We start from the raw sequence: 18,044 nt of genomic DNA on the forward strand, positions 1-18,044 counted from the left end.
GAGAGCGGGCTCCGGCACCCTTCTGGAGCGCTCCCGCGTCAGTCGTCCGTCAGCGTCAGGTGCACGCCACCGACGAGAGCAGCGACGATGTTGTACAGGAACGCCATGATCGTCGACAGAGCCGTGATGATCACCACGTTCACCACACCGAGCAGGGTCGCGACGGAGATGACGCGCCCGAACTCGACGAACTGCAGCATGTCGACGTTGCTCTCCTCGCCCGCGATCTGCGTGACGAAGTCCTGCACCTTCTGGAAGACCATCATCCCGTCGAGGACGTACCAGACGACCGCCGTCGCCACGACGGTCATGATGCCGATCGCGACCGCGAGCAGGAACCCGAGCTTCATGGCCGACCACGGGTCGACGCGGGAGACCGACAGCCGCACGCGACGGGGCCCGTCGTGACGGACGGTCGGGATCGCGCCCGTCGCGGGCGACGCCGCCGGAGTCGCTCCCGTGACCGGGCTCGCGGTGCCGGTCACCCCGGCCGCGGAGTAGTGCATCGACGAGGAGCCCCCGGGGGAACCGTTGGTCGCCGTGGCCGGCGCGGTGGCACCCACCGACGCGGGAGCTGACGTGGTGGTCACGCGCTTCACCGTCCGATCGTCGATCTCGTCGTCGTGCGTGGTCTCCGGGGGAGCGGCCGGGACGGACGCGGACACCTTCTTGGCCGCCGACTTCGCGGCAGCGATCGCGGCGGCGGCCGCCTTCACCGCGCCGGCCCGGGCCACCGCGACGCGGCTCTCGCCGGAGGCGACCTCCATGCCGTCCGACGGACCGTCGGTCCGCAGGGAGCCGTTGCCCTGCGAGCTGTGGCCGGACGTACCGTTGCCCGAGGTGCCGTTGCCCGAGCTGCCGTTGCTCTCCGCGGGGGAGGGCGGGGGCGGCGGCGGGGGCGGCGTGCTCGTGTCAGGGCGCGGCACGGTCAGCCTCGGCGTGATCGCCGGCGGTGCGTTGTTCTCGGTGCTCATCTGGCTTCCTCGGTGGTTCCGTGCGCCGTGTCGGTCCCACCGGCCTCCTCGGCCGTGGCGCTCTGGTCGGTCTCCGGGGCGGAGTCGTTCGACGTGCTCTCCTCGCCCACGGTATCCCGATCCTCCCCGAGACGACGCTCGACGTTCCGGGCGACGGCGATGATGCGGTCCCCCTTGTCCGGCTTCGCGAAGGTCACTCCCTGGGTGTTGCGCCCGGTGAGGTTGACCTCGTCGACTGCCGACCGGACGATCTTCCCCCGCTCCATGATGACGAGGACCTCGTCGTCGGACTCCGTGACCAGTGCTCCCACAAGATCTCCACGAGCCTCCACGAGGTTGGCGACCTTGATGCCCAGACCACCGCGTCCCTGGACGCGGTACTCGCTGAGCCGCGTGCGCTTGGCGAACCCGCCCTCGGTCACGACGAACAGGTCCGCGCCGTCCTCGACGACGTCCGCCGAGAGCAGCTCGTCGTCCTCGCGGAACTTCATACCCGTGACACCGGACGTCGCGCGACCCATCGGGCGCAGCGCGTCGTCGTCGGCGGTGAAGCGGATCGACTGGCCCTTGCGCGAGACGAGGACGAGGTCGTCCGTCGAGTCCACGAGACGTGCCGAGACGAGCTCGTCCGGCGTGCCCGCCTCGTCCTCGCGCAGGTTGATCGCGATGAGACCACCCGAGCGGGGCGAGTCGTACTCCGTGAGCCGCGTCTTCTTCACGAGCCCGCGCCGCGTGGCGAGCACGAGGTACTCCGCCGCCGCGTAGTCCCGCAGGTCGAGCACCTGCGCGATCTTCTCGCCCGGCTGGAACGCGAGGAGGTTCGCGACGTGCTGACCCTTCGCGTCCCGCCCGCCCTCGGGCAGCTCGTACGCCTTCGCCCGGTAGACGCGGCCGAGGTTCGTGAAGAACAGCAGCCAGTGGTGCGTCGTCGTGACGAAGAAGTGGTCGACGATGTCGTCCTCGCGCAGCTGCGTCCCCCGCACGCCCTTGCCGCCCCGTCGCTGCGACCGGTAGTTGTCGCTGCGAGTGCGCTTCGCGTACCCGCCGCGCGTGATGGTGACGACCATCTCCTCCTCGGCGATGAGGTCCTCCATCGAGACCTCGCCGTCGAAGGGCAGGATCGTCGTCCGACGCTCGTCGCCGTACCGGTCCACGATCTCGCGCAGCTCGTCGCCGACGATCGCGCGCTGCCGCTCGTCGGAGGCGAGGATCGCCTCGTACTCCAGGATCTCGCGCTGGAGCTTGTCGTGCTGCTCGATGATCTCCTGGCGCTGCAGCGCGGCCAGACGACGCAGCTGCATGTTGAGGATCGCCGTCGCCTGGATCTCGTCGACGTCGAGGAGCGTCATGAGGCCCTCACGGGCCTGGTCGGCGTCCGGCGAGCGACGGATGAGCGCGATGACCTCGTCGAGCGCGTCGAGCGCCTTGAGGTACCCGCGGTAGATGTGGATCTGCTTCTCGGCCTCACGGAGCATGTACTGCGTGCGCCGCACCACGACGTCGAGCTGGTGCGCCGTCCAGTGGCGGATGAAGGCGTCGAGGCTCAGCGTGCGGGGCACGCCGTCGACGAGCGCCAGCATGTTCGCGCCGAACGTGTCCTGCAGCTGCGTGTGCTTGTACAGGTTGTTGAGGACGACCTTGGCGACGGCGTCACGCTTGAGCACGACGACGAGGCGCTGACCGGTGCGGCCCGACGTCTCGTCGCGGATGTCCGCGATGCCCTGCACGCGACCCTCCTTGACGAGGTCCGCGATCTTGGCCGCGAGGTTGTCGGGGTTGACCTGGTACGGCAGCTCCGTGACGACGAGGCAGATCCGGCCCTGGATCTCCTCCACGTTGACGACCGCGCGCATCGTGACGGAACCACGCCCCGTGCGGTACGCCTCGTCGATGCCCTTGTGCCCGAGGATCGTGGCACCCGTCGGGAAGTCGGGGCCCTTGATGCGCAGCAGGAGCGCGGCGAGCAGCTCCTCGCGGCTCGCCTCCGGGTGGTCCAGGTGCCACTGGACACCCTCGGCGACCTCGCGCAGGTTGTGCGGCGGGATGTTCGTCGCCATGCCGACGGCGATGCCCGCCGAGCCGTTGACCAGCAGGTTCGGGAACCGCGCGGGCAGGACCGCGGGCTCCTGCGTGCGGCCGTCGTAGTTGTCCTGGAAGTCGACCGTGTCCTTGTCGATGTCCCGGACCATCTCCATGGCCAGCGGCGCCATCCGGCACTCGGTGTACCGCGGGGCGGCGGCCGGGTCGTTGCCCGGCGACCCGAAGTTCCCCTGGCCCGCCACGAGCGGGTACCGCAGCGACCAGTCCTGCACGAGGCGCACGAGCGCGTCGTAGATCGCGGTGTCCCCGTGCGGGTGGAACTTGCCCATCACGTCGCCGACGACGCGCGAGCACTTCGAGAACGAGCGGTCCGGCCGGTACCCGCCGTCGTACATCGCGTACAGCACGCGTCGGTGCACGGGCTTGAGCCCGTCGCGCACGTCGGGCAGCGCACGCCCGACGATGACGCTCATCGCGTAGTCGAGGTACGACCGCTGCATCTCGAGCTGCAGGTCCACCTGCTCGATGCGCCCGTGGTGGACCGCGACGGCCGTCCCGTCGGCGTGCACGATCTCCTCGGCCCCGTCGCCGGGAACCGCGGGCTCGATCTCGGGGTTCTGCTCGTCGGTCACGATCTACCTCGTTCGTTCGTCTTCTCGTTCGTCGCGGTCACGTTCGCGTGCGGCGTGCCGTCGTTGCCTGCCCGCCGGCCGTCCCACCGCGCGGTCAGCGCGAGACTGCGGGCGTTTCTGAGCCGGGACGGGGCCGGAGGGGCGGCCGTGCCGGGTCGTGCCGGGTCTGGCGGGAGCGCCGCGAGGAACGAGCGGCGCGGATGGTAGACCCGGCACGGCCGCCCCGGAGTGCCCCGTCCCGGCGACCCACCGCCAGCGCGACCGACGAGCGGCTCAGATGTCAAGGAAACGCACGTCCTTGGCGTTGCGCTGGATGAAGTTGCGTCGTGACTCGACGTCCTCGCCCATGAGCACGGAGAAGATCTCGTCCGCGGCGGCGGCGTCGTCTAGGGTGACCTGGTTCAGCGTGCGGTGCTCCGGGTCCATCGTGGTGTCCCACAGCTCGGAGTAGTCCATCTCGCCGAGACCCTTGTAGCGCTGGATCCCGTTCTCCTTGGGGATCCGCTTGCCGGCGGCCTGGCCCTGCGTGAGGAAGGCGTCGCGCTCCCGGTCGGAGTACACGTAGTCGTGCGGCGCGTTGGACCACTTGAGCCGGTACAGCGGCGGCTGCGCGAGGTACACGTGGCCGTTCTCGATGAGAGGCCGCATGTAGCGGAACAGCAGCGTGAGTAGGAGCGTGGCGATGTGCTGGCCGTCGACGTCGGCGTCGGCCATGAGCACGATCTTGTGATAGCGGAGCTTGGCGAGGGTGAAGTCCTCGCCGATCCCGGTGCCGAACGCGGTGATGATCGACTGGACCTCCTGGTTGGACAGGGCCCGGTCGAGTCGCGCGCGCTCGACGTTGAGGATCTTGCCGCGGATCGGGAGGATCGCCTGCTTGTCGGGGTTGCGCCCGCGCACGGCGGAGCCGCCCGCGGAGTCGCCCTCGACGATGAAGATCTCGCACTCCTCGGCACGGTTCGACTGGCAGTCGCGCAGCTTGCCCGGCATGCCACCGGACTCGAGGAGGCCCTTGCGGCGCGTGGCCTCTCGCGCCTTGCGCGCGGCGAGGCGGGCCTGCGACGCCTGGATCGCCTTGCGGATGACGTCGCGGCCCTCGGTGGGGTGCGAGTCGAACCAGTCGACCAGGCGCTCGTTGACGACGCGCTGGACGAACGTCTTCGCCTCGGTGTTGCCGAGCTTCGTCTTGGTCTGGCCCTCGAACTGCGGCTCACCGAGCTTGATGGAGACGACGGCGGTCAGCCCCTCACGGATGTCGTCCCCGGTGAGGTTGTCGTCCTTCTCCTTGAGGATGCCCTTGTCCCGTGCGTAGCGGTTGACGAGGGACGTCATGGCCGCGCGGAAGCCCTCCTCGTGCGTGCCGCCCTCGGTCGTCGAGATGGTGTTCGCGTAGGTGTGCACGGACTCCGAGTAGGAACCGGTCCACTGCATCGCGATCTCGACCGAGATGCGCCGCTCCGTGTCCTCGGACTCGAAGTCGATGACGTCGGGGTGGACGAGCTCCACCTTCTTCGCGGAGTTGAGGTGCTTCACGTAGTCCACGAGGCCGCCGTCGTACTTGTACGACACGGTCCGCCCCTTCGGTGCAGAAGCCTGGTCCGAGCTCGTCTCCGAGACCTCGTCGTCCTCCGCCGGGGCGGCACCCGTGACCTCGTCGCCCGTGTCGAGGTGCGCGGGACGCTCGTCGGTCAGGTTGATGCGCAGCCCCTTGTTGAGGAACGCCATCTGCTGGAACCGGGCGCGCAGCGTCTCGAAGTCGAACTCGGTGGTCTCGAAGATCTCCGGGTCGGCCCAGAAGGTCTGGGTCGTGCCCGTGGCGGTCGTGGCCTCGCCCCGCTCGAGCCCGGTGAGGGGCTTGCCGCCGTCGCCGAACTCCTGGCGCCACGCGTAGCCGTCGCGCCGCACCTCGGTGACGACGTGGCGGGACAACGCGTTGACCACGGAGATGCCGACGCCGTGGAGCCCGCCGGACACCGCGTAGCCGCCCCCGCCGAACTTGCCGCCGGCGTGGAGGATCGTCATGACGACCTCGACCGTCGGCTTCCCCTCGGTCGGGTGGATGGCGACGGGGATCCCTCGACCGTTGTCGACGACTCGTACACCTCCGTCTGCCAGAAGTGTCACGTCGATGGTGTCCGCGTGGCCTGCGAGGGCCTCGTCCACAGAGTTGTCCACAACCTCGTACACCAGGTGGTGGAGCCCTCGTTCGCCCGTCGAGCCGATGTACATCCCCGGACGCTTGCGGACCGCCTCGAGACCCTCGAGGACGGTGATGTTGCTCGCGTCGTAGCCACCGCCTGCGGGAGGTGCTCCGTCGGCGGGTGCCGCGGACACGGGCTGGGCGGTGTCGGTGTGATCTGCCACGGGCAGTACTGCTCCTCGTCGTCGCGCGCGACGACGGCTGCCGCGGGCGGGCACGGGCGCGGATCCGGCCAGGATCCGGCCGTATCCCGCTGCAGGACGGTCGTCGACGGCTCATAGGTTCCGGGCCCCCGACCGGCCGTCGACGCCGCTCGCCCCGTGCGTGGACGCGGTACCGGTGGTGGCCGGCGGCGACCTCTGCGGAGGGCTGCGTGGACGGTCGGTGAGACGACCCGGAATGACCCTCCCAGTCTACCTGGAACGAGCCGAAAACCGCGGATCTTCGGCCTCCTGGGGACAGCTCGTGCGCATCTTCGCGGCCGTCTCCGCATCCTGCGTCCGAAGTTTCTCCACATCGTTGTCCACAGGCTTGCCCACAGGTCCCCCTGCACCGTCCGCGGCGGTCGTACGGAGACCTCGGCCGGCGGGGGACCCAGAAGCGCAGGACGCATCTCGTGCGCCCGTTTCACGACCGCTCATCAGGTATCTGGGGGAATCTGCTTTTTGCGAGGAACGTGGTTGACTACCACACGCGATCCTCCTGTGCACGTCGGCCGCGGCGAAGCGGTCGGCCCCACCCCGAAGGGACACTCCCCCAGTGAAGAGATTCCTCGCGGGCGCCATGACCACGGCGCTCGCCCTCGGCGGGCTGCTCGTCGCCACCGCCGCCCCCGCCTCGGCCCACACCCCCGTCGTCGTCGCCGACTGCGACTCGCTCGACGTCGACCTGAGCTACTACGCGAACAGTGGCAACAGGGTGACCGTCGTCGTCGACGGGAAGACTCTTGCCGAAGACCGGTTCGGCGACAGCTACAAGAAGTCGTTCCCGCTCGACGGTTCGGCCGCCCACGCGTGGAGCGTCTCCGTCGACGCCTCCGACGAGGACCGGTTCGACTGGTCGGACAAGGGCTCGACGACGGCCTGCCCGCCGGCCGAGGGTGACGACGGCGAAGAGGTCCAGGTGGGCATCTACCTGTACCCGAAGCTCGACCCGACGAAGGACGCCGCCTGGGAGAACTCGGGCGAGCAGGAGCTCCTCGCGACCAAGACGCTCGTCCTGCCCGAGGACGAGCTGAAGAACGACGAGCACTGGTTCACAGAGCTCCCCGAGACCGACCTCCTCGAGGACGTCGACCTCTGCGAGGGCTGGGGCGTCCAGCAGGACCTCCTGCGCGGCGGCCCCGACGAGTACACGATGCCTCCGACCATCACGTACCCCGACGGGACGTCGATGGACGGACGCCTCGTCGACTGGACGCACCAGGAGCTGACCGACTTCGGGATCGACCTGCCGTCCGCCGAGGAGTGCGCGACGCCGACCGAACCGTCGACGCCCCCCGTCGACGTGGTGGTCGCGCCGGTCGCACCCGCTCCGCTCGAGCTCTGCGGCGCAGAGGTCGACGACCTCGAGCTGCCCGCGAGCACCGAGCAGGTCACCTACCTCCCGACGGTCGACGGCATCCTGGCGACGCCCACGAACGGTCACACCTTCGGTGCCGACCTCGCGGGCTACATCCTGCTCGACGACGGCAGCGCCCTGCTGCCCCGCGACGCGCTCGTCCCGACCGCCGAGGACTGCGCCCTGGTCCCGGGTGCCATCACGGCCGTCTGCGAGTCCGACGTCCCGCACCTGGGTTACGCGGTCGCGCTGCCCGAGGGCGTCGAGGCCGAGGGTGACACCCCGCTGACGATCACGTTCCTGCACCCCCGCGGTGGCGAGAACTACGTCGTGACGGGCCAGCCGCTGTCCGGCAGCATCCTGTGGCCCGGCGCGTCCGCGACCGAGCCCAAGCAGTGGCCCGGGTACGTCCGCAACGAGGACGGCTCGTACACGCAGACCGAGGGCAACTTCGCGTGGACGCGCGAGGGCGTCCAGGTGATGTTCGAGGTCAACCCGTCGTACCAGACGGTCGTGGACTACCCGCCGGCGTCGAGCGAGTGCGCGAACCCGCCGGTCGCCCCCGTCGCGGCCGAGGACGTCACGCTCGTGAGCGCGGGCGACGACGACGAGCTCGCCTCCACGGGAGCGACCGTCGCGGGTGCCGCCACGTTCGCGGTCCTGCTCGTCGCGGGCGGCGCGCTCGTGTTCTGGCTGCGTCGTCGCGTGCAGGCCTGATCACCGGCCCGCGCCCCGACCGAGCCCGGTCGAGCCTCGGAGGCCCGTCGCGACAGTCGTCGCGGCGGGCCTCCGCCGTACCCGGCGCCGTTCGGCTCAGCCCCAGGTGTCGCGCGGCCCGGGCCCGCGGACGGCGCGCTTCCCCCGGCGGAAGCTCGGTCCGGCGGGTCCCAGCACCGTCACGCTCTCGACGACGCCCTCGCCGACCTCCTGCGCCAGGCGTTCGAGCAGCCGGGGGACGAGGAGCCGCACCTGGGTGGCCCACGCCGTCGAGTCCGCGCGCACCACGAGCACCTTGTCCTCGAAGGTCTCGGGCTCGCAGTGGTCCGCGACCTGGTCGCCGACGACCTGGCGCCAGCGCCCGATGACACCGCCGACCGACACGTCCGCGACCCAGTCGCGCTCGCGCAGCAGGTGCGCCAGGACGTCCGAGAGCAGCTGCGGGTCGCGTCCGCTCGGGCGTGCCCCCGACGTCGGGGCGTCCCCCAGGATCCGACGACGCGGCTCCTGACCGGGCCGCAGGCCCTTGGCGCGTGCGGCCGCCTTCGCCCGGTTGAGCGCCTGGCGCGCGACCTCCGCGGGCGGCGTGAGGTCGACGACGTGCCCGACGGGTATCCCGGTCGCCCGTGGCGCGCGTGTCTCGTCGTCGTCGCGTCCGCCACGGTCGTCCGGCTCCGCGCGGCCCTGCGGCGGCGGGTTCTCGTCCTCAGGCGTCGACACGGGTCACCGTCCCGTCCTGCACGACGAAGCGCGCGCCGTCGAGGATCGCCGGGACGTCCTCGGCGACGGCCGCGGTGATGATGACCTGCCCCGCACCTGCGACGAGCTCGGCGAGGCGGTCGCGGCGACGCGTGTCGAGCTCCGCGAACACGTCGTCGAGCACGAGGACCGGCTCGCCGTCGGGGCCCCACTGGTCCGCCCACAGGAGCGAGTCGAGCCCGGCCGGGGCGCCGTCCTTGAGCAGGCGGTAGGACGCGAGGCGCAGCGCGAGAGCGAAGGACCACGACTCCCCGTGGCTCGCGTAGCCCTTGGCGGGCAGCCCCCCGAGGGTCAGGACGAGGTCGTCCCGGTGGGGGCCCACGAGGTTGACCCCTCGCTCGATCTCCTTCGCCCGGACCTCCCGCATGGCGTCCAGCATGCGCTTCTCGAGCGTCGGCACGTCCGGGATGCCCGACGCCGGACCGTCGCCGGCCGCTGCCGGCTCACCGTCCGAGGGTGTCGCCCCGTCGTCGTGCCCTGCCGACCCGGCCGCACGGTCGTCCGGGATCGCCGGCGTGCCGTCCGACGGCGCCGTCGCCTCCCCGAGCGCCTCGTCGACCGACGACCGGTAGGTGACCAGCGCCTCGCCCTGCCCGGCGCTCACCTGCTCGTACGCGTGCGCGACGTACGGGGTGAGCGCTGCGACGAGCTGGAGCCGCAGCGCGGTGATCTCGGCACCGAGGCTCGCGAGGCGGGTGTCCCACACGTCCAGGGTGGCGAGGGCGGCCTCGGTGCCGCCCGCCTGCGGGACCTCCGCACCGTCGTCGGGCACGGGAGGCTCCGGCGCGCGGGGCGCACGCCCCCGGCCCCTGCCCCGCAGCGCGGACGCGGACTTCAGCAGTGCGCCGCGCTGCCGCAGGACGCGGTCGTAGTCGGCGAGGAGCGCCGACACGCGCGGCACGAGGAGGACCGCGAGCTGGTCGAGGAAGCGGCGCCGCCCGTCGGGGTCGCCCTTGACGAGCGCGAGGTCCTCCGGGGCGAACAGCACCGTCCGCACGACCCCGAGGACGTCGCGCGGGCGGGCGGCGGGCGAGCGGTTGATGCGCGCGCGGTTCGCCTTGCCCGGGTTGAGCTCGATCTCGACCGTGCTCGCCCGGTCGCCACGCACCACCCGGGTCCGGACGACGGCGCGCGGCGCACCGGCACGGACGAGCGCGACGTCGCCCGCGACCCGGTGGCTCGCGAGCGTCGCGACGTACCCGATCGCCTCCACGAGGTTGGTCTTCCCCTGCCCGTTGGGGCCGACCAGGGCGTTCACGCCCGGCTCGAGCTCGACGTCGACCGTCTCGTAGGAGCGGAAGTCGACGAGGGACAGGTGGGAGACGTACATGTGCTTCTCGGGTGGTGCGGTTGGGGGTCGGGCCGACGTCGCGTGACCGCGCGGTCAGGCGGGCGGCTCGAGCGGACCGGCTCCGGGCGAGGCCGGCCCCGCGGCCTTGACCGCGTGCCCGCCGAACTGCTGGCGCAGGGCCGCGACCGCCTTGAGGGCCGGTGACTGGTCCTGGCGCGACGCGAACCGCGCGAAGAGCGCGGACGAGATGACCGGCAGCGGGACGGCGTTGTCGATGGCCTCGTCGACGGTCCAGCGTCCCTCGCCCGAGTCGTCGACCCAGTCGTCGATCGCTGTGAGCTGCGGGTCCTCCTCGAGCGCCTTGACGAAGAGGTCGAGCAGCCAGGAGCGGACGACCGTGCCGCGCGTCCACGCCTTCATCGTGCCGTGCACGTCGGTGACGAGGTCCTTCGCGGCGAGCAGCTCGTAGCCCTCCGCGTAAGCCTGCATGAGGCCGTACTCGATGCCGTTGTGAACCATCTTGGCGTAGTGGCCCGCACCGACACCGCCGGAGTGGACGAAGCCCTCCTCACGCGGGCCGTCGGGCCGCAGGGCGTCGAACACCGGCATCGCGGCGTCGACGAGGTCCTTCTCCCCGCCGACCATGAGGCCGTAGCCGTTCTCGAGGCCCCAGACGCCGCCGGACACGCCGACGTCGAGATAGCCGACACCCTTCTCGGCCAGCTCTGCAGCCCTCGCCTGGTCCTCCTGGTAGTACGAGTTGCCGCCCTCGACGACGACGTCGCCCGCACCGAGCAGCTCGCCGAGCTCCGTGACGACGCCGCGCGTGGGGTCGCCCGCCGGGACCATGACCCACACGATCCGCGGCCCGTCCGTCGGCAGGGCGGCCACCAGGTCGGCGAGCGACGCGACGTCGGACACCTCGGGACGAGGGTCGTACCCCGTGACCTCGATGCCGGCGGCGCGCACGCGCTCGCGCATGTTGTTGCCCATCTTGCCCAGGCCGACGAGTCCGATGCGGGTGACCATACGAGTCCTCCGGGTGCGTGTGGTGCGCTGTCGGGCGGTTGCCTCAGCCGGCGAAGCGGATGGGGACGAGCAGGTAGCGGTAGGCGGACGAGTCCTCGCCGTCCAAGGACTCCTGGCCGGTGAACTCGACCGGCTTGTTCGGGTGCGTGAAGCTCAGCCGGACGAAGTCCGTGCCGAGCGCGCCCAGGCCGTCGAGCAGGAACTGCGGGTTGAAGGCGACCGAGATCTCCTCGCCGACGAGCACCGCCTCGAGCGCCTCGGAGGCCTGCGCGTCGTCGCCCTGCCCGGCGTCGAGGACGACCTGCCCGTCCGTGAACGACAGACGGATGGGGGTGTTGCGCTCCGCGACGAGCGCGACACGCTTGGCGGCGTCGATGAGCGGCGCGGTGGGGACGACCGCGTGGATGGGCGTCTCGTCCGGGAAGAGGCGTCGGACCGCAGGGTAGTCGCCGTCCACGAGCTGCGAGGTCGTGTGCCGACCGCCCGCCTCGAAGCCGATGAGGTCGACGCCGGCGCCCGTGTTGAGCCCGACGTTCACGAGGCCCGAGCTGCCGAGCGACTTCGCGACGTCGTTGAGGGTGCGTGCGCGCACCAGCGCGACCGCCGAGTAGCTGGGCGTGACGGGCGTCCAGGTGAGCTCGCGCAGCGCGAGGCGGTAGCGGTCGGTCGCGAGCAGCGTGATGCGCTCGCCCTCGATCTCCACACGGACCCCGGTGAGGAGGGGCAGCGTGTCGTCGCGGCTGGCCGCGACGGTCACCTGGGCGACCGCGTGCGTGAGCTCGTCACCGGAGACCGTTCCGGTCAGCTCGGGCATCGCCGGGAGCGCGGGGTACTCCTCGACCGGCATCGTCAGGAGCGTGAACCGGCTCGCACCGCACGTCACGATGACCTTGGTGCCCTCGAGGACGACGTCGACGGGCTTCGCCGGCAGCGCGCGGGAGATCTCCGCCAGGAGGCGCCCCGAGACGAGGACCGTGCCCGGTTCGCTGACCTCGGCGGGGATCTCCGAGCGCGCGGACACCTCGTAGTCGAAGCTCGAGAGACCGATCGTGCCCGAGGCGTCGGCCTCGAGGCGGACCCCGGCGAGGACGGGGGCAGGGGGACGGGTCGGCAGGGTTCGCGCCGTCCAGGTCACCGCGTCGGCCAGGACATCACGCTCAACCCGGAACTTCATCCCACACCCTCTCGTCCCCACGTCCAGATCGGACTGATCTTCACACGTGCCGGCCGTCCCTGCTCGCCCGTGCCGGTCGGTGCCGCCCTGTGCGTCAGGTCCGGGGTACCGGTGCCCCGCTCGACGGCGGTGTGCGCGGTGCGTCCGGATGGTGCGGTCAGCGTGTCGGCGGGATGGGGAAGGACGTCCTGTCCAGCATGAACAGTACGCGAGGACTACGTGGAGGAGGAACCGGGAGCCGCGGGGATGTGGATCGAGCCGTGGGAGGCGGGGATGACCTCGGTGGTGGTCGCGGCACGGTGCGGCAGGTCGGCGCGTCTCGGCCTGATGAAGGCGCTCGAATTTTCCCCTTGATAGATCGTTAGTCGTCGTCATAGGGGTTGTGCAAACGGTGGAAAACCGGTCTTTGCGCAGTTCAGAGGCCGTTTTCGGGTGTGGACCGGGCCGTGGGCAGAGTGTGGGTAAGTCGCACGAGCTGTGGGCGGCTGGATTTTCCCCACACGCTGTCCACCGAGGACAGGCGCTCCGTCCACACCTCGAGGCCAGTCATCCACAGTTATCCACAGCGAGATGCACAACTGTGCACACCCGCTCGGGATGAGCGGTCGACCGGGAAGCAGCCATCCACAGCATGGTGTGGGAAACCTGGGTGTCCCGCTCGGCCGGAGCAGGGACCACAGCGGTGTGGTCCACGGTGCGGGGCGCGATGGGAACGATGCGGTTGCCCACAGGTTTCCTGTGGATGGGTGTGGATATCTCCTCCCACACCCTGTGCACGAGAACCTGGTCGGAGCACGCTCCTGCCGCGCCACGGCGGGCGGGACCTGCAGAGGGACTCGCCCCGCGACGGCGCGACGAGACCCGGCACCAGGAGCATGGAGCGCACCATGGTGGGTCGTCCGGGCCAGCAGTGGACCTGCAAGGGGCGCGCAGCGGGCCCGCAGCGCGCTTGCTGCGGGCCCGCTGGGGCGTGTTGTGGGCGGTACGGACCGTCAGCCGCGGTGCTGCTGCTTGATCCGGCTCGTGAGCTCCGTGACCTGGTTGTAGGTCGAGCGCCGCTCAGCCATCTGCTCCGTGATCTTGCGGTTCGCGTGCATGACCGTCGTGTGGTCGCGGCCGCCGAACTGCTGGCCGATCTTCGGCAGCGAGAGGTCCGTGAGCTCGCGGCAGAGGTACATGGCGATCTGCCGGGCCGTCACGAGCACCCGCGAGCGGGAGCTGCCACAGAGGTCCTCGATGGTCAGACCGAAGTAGGCCGCGGTCTGCGCGATGATCGCCGCCGGCGTGATCTCCGCGGAGTCCTCGTCCGTGATGAGGTCCTTGAGGACGATCTCCGCCAGCGGCAGGTCCACCTGCTGACGGTTGAGGTTCGCGAAGGCGGTGACCCGGATGAGCGCGCCCTCGAGCTCGCGGATGTTCGTCGAGATGCGTGAACCGATGTAGGACAGGACGTCGTCCGGCGCGTTGAGCCGCTCGCTGCTCGCCTTCTTGCGCAGGATGGCGATGCGCGTCTCGAGGTCCGGCGGCTGGACGTCGGTGATGAGCCCCCACTCGAAGCGTGACCGCAGCCGGTCCTCGAACCCGTTGAGCTGCTTGGGCGGCAGGTCGGACGTGATGACGACCTGCTTGTTGGCGTTGTGGAGGGCGTTGAAGGTGTGGAAAAACTCCTCCATCGTCTGCTCCTTGCCCTGCAGGAACTGGATGTCGTCGATGAGGAGCACGTCGACGTCCCGGTAGCGGCGCTGGAACGCTCCGGCCTTGCCCTCACCGATCGAGTTGATGAAGTCGTTGGTGAACTCCTCCGAGTTCACGTACCGCACCCGGACGTTGGGGTACAGGTTGTGGGCGTAGTGCCCGATCGCGTGCAGGAGGTGCGTCTTGCCCAGACCCGAGTCGCCGTAGATGAAGAGCGGGTTGTACGCCTTGGCAGGCGCCTCGGCCACGGCGACGGCCGCGGCGTGCGCAAACCGGTTGGACGAGCCGATGACGAACGTCTCGAAGACGTACTTCGGGTTGAGCCGGCTCGGTTCCGCCTGCGGACGAGGTGGCGGTGGCGCCGGCAGGTCGGGGAGGTCGTCGTCGGGGTCGACGTACGGGCGCTCGACCGCGGGTCGTGAGGCGGGCGCCAGGACGGGTTCCGAGCTGAGCTCGGGGTCGACGGTGATCCCGAAGCGGACGTCCCGACCGAGGCAGGACGACATGGCGGTCACCAGCTCGTCGCGGACCCGCGTCTCCAGATAGGTGCGGGTCTGCTCGTGGGGCACGGCGATGAAGACGGTGTCGTCGAGGATCGCGAGCGGCTTCGCCAGTCGGATGAACGCGATCTGGCGGGGGGTGATGTCCGGGCTCGCCTCGAGGATGCTCAGGGTCTGCGCCCAGACGTCGGCGATGCTGTCGGCCGGGTTCGCCACGGGCGGTGTCCTCACGAGGGTCGAGGGTGTGCGTCGACGAGAGATGGCCGCGCGTCAGGATGGCGCGAGTGACGAGGGTCGACGGGTGTCAGGTGGGATGGTGCTGAGGACGATCGTGCCACGTCAGCGGCTCATCCACATAGTTGTCCACAGGCTGTGGGTTACGTAGCGTGGCTACGCGCGGAGGTCAAGGCGTAGATCCGCGACGGCGGTGGACGACAGGAATCCGCAGGACGGACGAGGTACGGGTCCGACGCTCGAGAGACGGTGCTCGTGCGGGTGCGCTGGTTTGACCTGAGCGGGTCCGACAGCGTAGCGTCGTACAGCCGTTCAAGGTGCTCTTGGCGCGCCCATGTGAGCACGTGTGAGCAACTCGGGAGCAGCTCCGGTCGAGCTGCGATCGAGTCGCGTCGCGGAGGACCAGCGCACCGCACACGGTCCACGTGTCGCTCGCACCAGGACGGCCGACGAGGGGGAAACCCGCTCGTCAGCGCCACCCGAACCACCGACAGGGTCCACCGGAGCCTGTCACTGCATCGTCGAGGACATAGACGGTGTACCTCCCCGACGTTCTTGGAGTACCTCGTGAGCAAGCGGACCTTCCAGCCGAACACCCGGCGCCGTGCGAAGACCCACGGCTTCCGGCTGCGTATGCGCACCCGTGCCGGCCGCGCCATCCTGGCTGCCCGCCGCCGCAAGGGCCGCACCGAGCTCTCTGCCTGATCGCGTGCTCCCCGCGGCGCACCGACTGCGCCGTTCCGTAGATTTCGAACGGGCGGTGCGCCGCGGCGTGCGTGCTGGCAGGTCGACCGTGGTCGTCCATCTCTCCGAGGACTCTCGGGGCGAGGACGCGCCACAGGTCGGCTTTGTCGTATCCAAGGCGGTGGGTAACGCGGTGCATCGCAACCTCGTCAAGCGCCGCCTTCGTGCTCTCGTCGCGACGCATCTCACAGAGCTGCCGGTGCGCAGCCGGACAGTCGTCCGCGCGCTCCCGGCCTCCGGGTCGGCAACGTTCGAGCAGCTCGACCGAGACGTCGCCCGGGGTCTTGACCGTGCCGTCTCCCGGTGGCGCGAGCGCGAGAGCGCGCGGCCGTGAGCGCGACGCGAATGCGTGACGCCCCGCCGCCGAGCACCACCGAAGACGCCCCCTCCTCCCCGGACCTCGAGGCGGACGCACCTCGTGCAGGGACGAAGCACGCGGTGATCGACCTCCTCCGGCGCGTTCCCGCACTCGCCCTGATCGGGATGATCCGGGCGTACCAGTCCGTGATCTCGCCCATGACCGGGCCCACCTGCAAGTACTACCCGTCCTGCTCCCAGTACGCCCTGACCGCTGTCCAGCGGCATGGTGCGCTGCGCGGCACGGGCCTCGCTCTCTGGAGGTTGCTCCGCTGCAACCCCTGGAGCCTCGGCGGGGTCGACGACGTGCCGCCGGCACGAGACGCGCACACGCACCAGTCCTGAGCCCCCCAGCGGGCGATTCACGAGCTTTGTCAGAAGGTTAGGGAGCAGTCACCGATGGACTTCTTCGCGTTCCTCGCCCCCATCGAATGGGCCGTGGCGTGGATCATGTACCTGTGCCACCAGGGTCTCGTGTTCCTGGGGTTCTCCGACGGTCCAGGTCCCGCGTGGGTCCTGTCGATCGTCGGCCTCGTCGTCATCATCCGTATTCTGCTCATCCCGCTCTTCTTCAAGCAGATCAAGGCGTCGCGCGGCATGCAGATGCTGCAGCCCGAGATGCAGGCGATCCAGAAGAAGTACAAGGGCAAGTCGGACCCGGCGTCCCGTGAGGCCATGAGCCGCGAGACGATGGACCTCTACCGCAAGCACGGGACGAACCCCTTCGCGTCGTGCATGCCGATCCTCCTGCAGTCGCCGATCTTCTTCGCGCTGTTCAGGGTGCTGAACGGCCTCGTGCCGATCTCGAACGGCACGGACGATCCGATCGGGCCGATCGACGCCTCCGTCGCGAGCGACATCGAGAGCTCGTCGGTCTTCGGCGCGCAGCTCTCGGACATCTTCCTGCGGACCGAAGACCTGCAGACGCGGATCGTCATCGCCGTCCTCATCGTCGCGATGTGCGCCACGACCTTCTTCACGCAGCGTCAGCTGACCATGAAGAACATGCCGAAGGCAGCCCTCGAGGGACCGATGGCGTCGACGCAGAAGATGATGCTGTACGTCTTCCCCTTCATCTTCGCCGTCTCGGGCGTCAACTTCCCGGTCGGTGTCCTGGTCTACTGGACCACGACCAACCTGTGGTCCATGGGCCAGCAGTTCTACACGATCCGACGGATGCCGGCGCCCGGCTCCGAGGCGGAGCGTCTCCTCAAGGAGCGCCAGGCACGCAAGAAGGCCGCCAAGGGCGTCGTCGAGGACGCGGCACCGGTCATCGAGCAGCCTCGCGGGCAGCGGCAGCAGCCGAAGCGCAAGGATCGCCAGAAGCCGCGTCCGCAGGTGTCCGGACCGTCCGCCGCGACCAACGGGCAGAAGAGCCCGATCGAGGACGCCCCTGTCGTCGACGAGGGTCCGAGTGAACCGCCGGCCTCAGGGCCGGCGAAGAAGCCCAAGAAGAAGCAGTAGACCCCGCGCCGTCGCGCGACCCTGCCGCACTGAGGAGCATCCGTATGCCATCAACCGATATCCCCGTGCCCGACGACACCACCGCCGAGGAGACGACCGCACGCCAGCCGACTCGTCTCGAGGAGGAGGGCGAGATCGCGGCCGACTACCTGGAGGAGCTCCTCGACATCGCCGATCTCGGGGGGGACATCGACATCGACGTCGAGCACGATCGTGCGGCGGTCGAGATCGTCGCCGACGACGACTCGGAGCTCGGGTCCCTCGTCGGTGAGGACGGTGAGGTTCTCGAGGCCCTCCAGGAACTGACTCGCCTTGCTGTTCAGGCGCGGACGGGGGAGCGGAGCCGCCTCATGCTGGATGTCGCCGGCTTCCGTGCGCAGCGCCGTCGCGAGCTGACCGCACTGGCCGAGGAAGCGATCACGAAGGTTCGCGCCGAGGGTTCGACCGTGACCATGGACCCGCTGAATGCGTTCGAGCGAAAGGTCGTCCACGATGCTGTCGCAGCGGCGGGCCTTCGCAGCGACTCCGAGGGCACGGAGCCCCAGCGGTACGTGGTGATTCATCCCGCCGAGTAGTCGTGCCGTCGAGCGCCCCCTTGTTTCACGTGAAACGGGGGGCGTTCGGCGTTGGTACGGGTATCCAGAGCGACATCGGGGGTTGTTCCCCACGTGAAA

Annotated in this window: 14 protein-coding genes; 6 read left to right on the top strand and 8 right to left on the bottom strand. The window is 70.1% G+C overall.

The genetic code is table 11. From position 1 onward, the window contains the following. Positions 1–38: 38 nt before the first annotated feature. The 3 genes from AC4H2G_RS04420 to gyrB all read right to left on the bottom strand — a co-directional run bounded on the left by AC4H2G_RS04420 (position 39) and on the right by gyrB (position 5,980). Complete coding sequence (locus tag AC4H2G_RS04420; protein WP_494364545.1) at positions 39–974, bottom strand: DUF3566 domain-containing protein; 936 nt, start codon at positions 972–974, stop codon at positions 39–41. Further along, the gene (gene gyrA, locus AC4H2G_RS04425) at positions 971–3,586 is read right to left on the bottom strand and encodes a DNA gyrase subunit A (RefSeq protein WP_494364959.1); all 2,616 of its coding nucleotides are present in this window, start codon (positions 3,584–3,586) and stop codon (positions 971–973) included. Before gyrA ends, AC4H2G_RS04420 begins: the two co-directional genes overlap by 4 nt. A gap of 333 nt (positions 3,587–3,919) precedes the next feature. Beyond that, positions 3,920–5,980, bottom strand: a complete 2,061-nt coding sequence (gyrB, locus tag AC4H2G_RS04430) for a DNA topoisomerase (ATP-hydrolyzing) subunit B (protein ID WP_494364960.1) — start codon at positions 5,978–5,980, stop codon at positions 3,920–3,922. Between the two features lie 625 nt (positions 5,981–6,605). On the opposite strand from gyrB, the gene AC4H2G_RS04435 reads away from it, so the two are divergent. After that, the gene (locus AC4H2G_RS04435) at positions 6,606–8,123 is read left to right on the top strand and encodes a hypothetical protein (RefSeq protein WP_494364546.1); all 1,518 of its coding nucleotides are present in this window, start codon (positions 6,606–6,608) and stop codon (positions 8,121–8,123) included. Positions 8,124–8,219: 96 nt separating this feature from the next. Here the strand turns inward: AC4H2G_RS04435 and AC4H2G_RS04440 are convergent, their stop codons facing one another. The 5 genes from AC4H2G_RS04440 to dnaA form a co-directional block, all read right to left on the bottom strand. Continuing rightward, positions 8,220–8,738 (bottom strand): DciA family protein, encoded by a 519-nt coding sequence (locus tag AC4H2G_RS04440; protein WP_494364961.1) that lies wholly within the window; start codon positions 8,736–8,738, stop codon positions 8,220–8,222. A 91-nt stretch (positions 8,739–8,829) separates the two neighbouring features. Next, positions 8,830–10,212, bottom strand: a complete 1,383-nt coding sequence (locus AC4H2G_RS04445) for a DNA replication/repair protein RecF (RefSeq protein WP_494364547.1) — start codon at positions 10,210–10,212, stop codon at positions 8,830–8,832. A 54-nt stretch (positions 10,213–10,266) separates the two neighbouring features. Beyond that, positions 10,267–11,202 carry a phosphogluconate dehydrogenase (NAD(+)-dependent, decarboxylating) gene (gene gnd, locus AC4H2G_RS04450; protein WP_494364548.1) on the bottom strand — a complete coding sequence of 312 codons (936 nt, stop codon included), beginning with the start codon at positions 11,200–11,202 and terminating at the stop codon, positions 10,267–10,269. A gap of 43 nt (positions 11,203–11,245) precedes the next feature. Further along, a complete protein-coding gene (gene dnaN / locus AC4H2G_RS04455) occupies positions 11,246–12,376 on the bottom strand; it encodes a DNA polymerase III subunit beta (RefSeq protein WP_494364549.1) in 1,131 nt (376 codons plus the stop codon). Between the two features lie 992 nt (positions 12,377–13,368). After that, positions 13,369–14,802 (bottom strand): chromosomal replication initiator protein DnaA, encoded by a 1,434-nt coding sequence (dnaA, locus tag AC4H2G_RS04460; protein WP_454042237.1) that lies wholly within the window; start codon positions 14,800–14,802, stop codon positions 13,369–13,371. Between the two features lie 570 nt (positions 14,803–15,372). Between dnaA and rpmH the strand changes: the two genes are divergently transcribed. The 5 genes from rpmH to AC4H2G_RS04485 all read left to right on the top strand — a co-directional run bounded on the left by rpmH (position 15,373) and on the right by AC4H2G_RS04485 (position 17,945). Then, entirely contained in the window at positions 15,373–15,510 is a 138-nt protein-coding gene (gene rpmH / locus AC4H2G_RS04465; protein WP_012880118.1) for a 50S ribosomal protein L34, read from the top strand. Positions 15,511–15,514: 4 nt separating this feature from the next. Next, positions 15,515–15,883 carry a ribonuclease P protein component gene (gene rnpA, locus AC4H2G_RS04470; RefSeq protein ID WP_494364550.1) on the top strand — a complete coding sequence of 123 codons (369 nt, stop codon included), beginning with the start codon at positions 15,515–15,517 and terminating at the stop codon, positions 15,881–15,883. Positions 15,884–15,987: 104 nt separating this feature from the next. After that, a complete protein-coding gene (yidD, locus tag AC4H2G_RS04475; RefSeq protein WP_494364551.1) occupies positions 15,988–16,251 on the top strand; it encodes a membrane protein insertion efficiency factor YidD in 264 nt (87 codons plus the stop codon). Positions 16,252–16,305: 54 nt separating this feature from the next. After that, positions 16,306–17,370, top strand: a complete 1,065-nt coding sequence (gene yidC, locus AC4H2G_RS04480; protein WP_494364552.1) for a membrane protein insertase YidC — start codon at positions 16,306–16,308, stop codon at positions 17,368–17,370. Between the two features lie 44 nt (positions 17,371–17,414). Continuing rightward, positions 17,415–17,945 carry a Jag family protein gene (locus tag AC4H2G_RS04485; RefSeq protein WP_494364553.1) on the top strand — a complete coding sequence of 177 codons (531 nt, stop codon included), beginning with the start codon at positions 17,415–17,417 and terminating at the stop codon, positions 17,943–17,945. The last annotated feature ends 99 nt before the right edge of the window (positions 17,946–18,044 follow it).

It is taken from the genome of Cellulosimicrobium sp. BMG9.23, from assembly GCF_059159985.1.